General features: G+C 49.8%; 4 protein-coding genes. 2 read left to right on the top strand and 2 right to left on the bottom strand.

From position 1 onward, the window contains the following. A partial coding sequence (locus KDK15_RS19425; RefSeq protein WP_257297051.1) for a transposase occupies positions 1-549 on the bottom strand: 549 nt, incomplete at its 3' end. Positions 550-857: 308 nt separating this feature from the next. Between KDK15_RS19425 and KDK15_RS19420 the strand changes: the two genes are divergently transcribed. After that, positions 858-1,430 carry a reverse transcriptase/maturase family protein gene (locus KDK15_RS19420; protein WP_257297050.1) on the top strand — a complete coding sequence of 191 codons (573 nt, stop codon included), beginning with the start codon at positions 858-860 and terminating at the stop codon, positions 1,428-1,430. 184 nt (positions 1,431-1,614) lie between these two features. Next, on the top strand, positions 1,615-2,139 hold the full coding sequence (locus KDK15_RS19415; RefSeq protein WP_257297049.1) for a hypothetical protein: 525 nt from the start codon (positions 1,615-1,617) through the stop codon (positions 2,137-2,139). 330 nt (positions 2,140-2,469) lie between these two features. Here KDK15_RS19415 and KDK15_RS19410 read toward each other — a convergent pair. Further along, positions 2,470-2,663: hypothetical protein (locus KDK15_RS19410; RefSeq protein ID WP_257297048.1), on the bottom strand; the 194-nt coding region annotated here is incomplete at its 5' end.

The raw sequence follows: 2,663 nt of genomic DNA, 5'->3' as shown, positions 1-2,663 counted from the left end.
GCCATCAATCAGAGCGTTCACCATGCGCTGGCCAGACTTGCCGTTGATATCACTGATCAGGCCACCCAGCCGGATACCGCTGTCGTCCAGGGTTTTATGAAGACGATTTTTTTCATTGGCTATTTGCTTGACGAGTGTGTCTCGCCGGCGAGTCAGTAAACGTAATTGTTCCTGATCTGGGTGAGGCACAAAGCTCGGCCGAACCAGGCCGCAATGGGCAAGGTGGGCGAGCCACTGGCTGTCCAATGTATCCGTTTTGCGACCGGGTACATTCTTGACGTGCCGGGCATTCACCACCCAAGGGTTCAGGTTGCAGCTAATGATAGATGCATAAATGCTTTTCCAGTAGACGCCGGTACTTTCCATGACCACCAGGTCAACCTGATGTTGTTGCAGGAACTGGCACATCAGCTCCCGGTCTTTCCGGAAGGTGCCGAATTCACGGGTTAATGTTTGAATATTGCCGTCTGGTATTTCTTTGCGAATGGCAACCATGACCATCATTTTATGGACATCAATGCCTGCGCAATTGTTCACAATGGTTTGCATCGTCTATGCTCCAAACGTTCACGGAGGAACGGCAGAGCCTGGCGGACTGGACCGGATCGCCATGATCTCACTTGGAGAACAGGACTGTTTGCCGTGCATTCAATGTTTCAGAAATGGAACCTTGATGGTGCCAGTTCAGAACCATGAGATAAGCGAGGGTGCGAACGATCCAGCCCGGGTCAATTTGTGTTCAGGGTCTGGAAGCCACTGCAAAGATAACGACCACTGTCAGGCTCTGCACCATGATGATTGTGGCAGAGTCTGATTTTCATTGTGTGGGGTGACCGAAATGTCGGTCATGAGCATTTGTGTCAACGAAACAGAGACGGATAGCCACACTGGCCAGAGACGATCCAGCTATGGCGTTCACCTCGCTCAACCATTACATAGACTACAACTGGCTTCTACAGGCCTATCAACTGACCCGTAAGGATGGCGCAACAGGTGTCGATGGCCAAACGGCCGATATGTATGAGAGACAGTGGGAGGCAAATCTCCTTAATCTACTGGATCGCATAAAATCAGGTCGGTATCGGGCTCCAGCCTTGCGACGTGTTTACATTCCCAAAGGGAAAGGTCAGCAACGCTCTCTGGGCTTCTCAACCTTTGAGGATAAGATTGCCCAGAGAGCTGTGGTAATGCTATTGGAACCCATTTTTGAGCAAGTTTTCTACAATTGCTCATTTGGGTCTCGCAAGGGCAGGTCAGCACATCATGCCTTGCAAAGCCTACGTAGTCACATAATGCGAGATGGGGGCCAATGGGTGCTTGATGTGGATATACAAAAGTATTTCGATACGATTGACCATAGCAAGCTACCACTGGTTCTTGCCAGAAGAGTGACTGATGGTGTGGTACGTAAACTGATCGTCTCTTCATGAAAAGCATGGCTGAAGGCCGGTATACTTGAGTCGGGAGAGTTTTGCTACCCGACAATGGGAACACCCCAGGGTGGTGTTATTTCACCACTGTTAGCCAATATCTACCTGCACTATGTACTGGATGACTGGTTTATTCAAACGCTCTTGTAGATAAAGTGTGCCCAGAATGCAGGGAAGGTGTAGCTTGACTCGGTTCGCTGATGACTTTGTCATGGTATTTCAAAATGTTGACGACTGTTGTCGAGTAGAGCGTGTCCTGCCTAGGCGCCTTGGTGTTTATGGCTTAACGCTGCATCTGGAAAAGACGCAGAGAATTGACTTTCGGGTTCAATACCGAAAGGAAAACAAACGTCGTGGACTTCCGATCAGTTTTGATTTCCTTGGATTCACACACTTCTGGGGTAAAACCCGGAGGGGTGGTTTTGCGATATTCCGGAAAACAGCCAAGGGGCGAGTAGCTAAAACGCTGAAGTCGTTTAATGAATATTGTTGTAAACACAGACATGACCCATTAAATGAGCAGTATGCCATGTTAAAACGGAAATTACGGGGGCACTTTGCGTACTTCGGCATAACGGCCAATCTCAAGGCCCTGAAAGCAGTGCATCATAAAGTACAGGAGATTTGGCACAAATGGCTGGGTCGTCGATCTCGGAAAGGTTATATTCCGTGGGAGAAATTCACCCAGTTCTTGAAACGCTTTCCCTGACACCGCCAAGAATCCAGCATCAGTACTACCATGGTTATCAGTCAGTGAACCAGTAACCATGAGGAACCGGATGCCTTAATTGGGCTCGTCCGGGTCTGGTGTGCCACGAGAGCAGAGTCGGTCTGCTCGCAACTTCAATTGAGATGGAGGTGGGCCCTCCCTCCGGTGGTGGCTTCTGGAAGCGACTACCAAACCACTGTGAGCTGCGTTGATTAAGAGTCAGGGTGGTGAGCGTTACAGAAAAGGCGCAACAAGATTGCGTCAGGTGGGAAGTCTGGAGATGAACGAGAGTAAACCAATCGTGACGCGTCGAAAGCGAGTACTTTGACATCAAAAGTGGAGGGCAGATTTACTCCATGATGAGTTCAGGGGAAATCCAGTTACTGCCTGAGCGGTGTCCGGCGCAGAGTTGGCATGAACAGACTTTAGGCTCTTTTGCGGAACGTGGGAACCTGTCGCCCTGGTGTTAAGGGAGCCAGCCAAGCTGAAGAACAGCAAGGCTCTGAGTACCAATACAGGGCACA

It is taken from the genome of Endozoicomonas sp. YOMI1 (genome assembly GCF_024606345.1).
Lineage (GTDB): Bacteria > Pseudomonadota > Gammaproteobacteria > Pseudomonadales > Endozoicomonadaceae > Endozoicomonas.
This window is presented reverse-complemented; position numbering and strand designations above follow the sequence as displayed.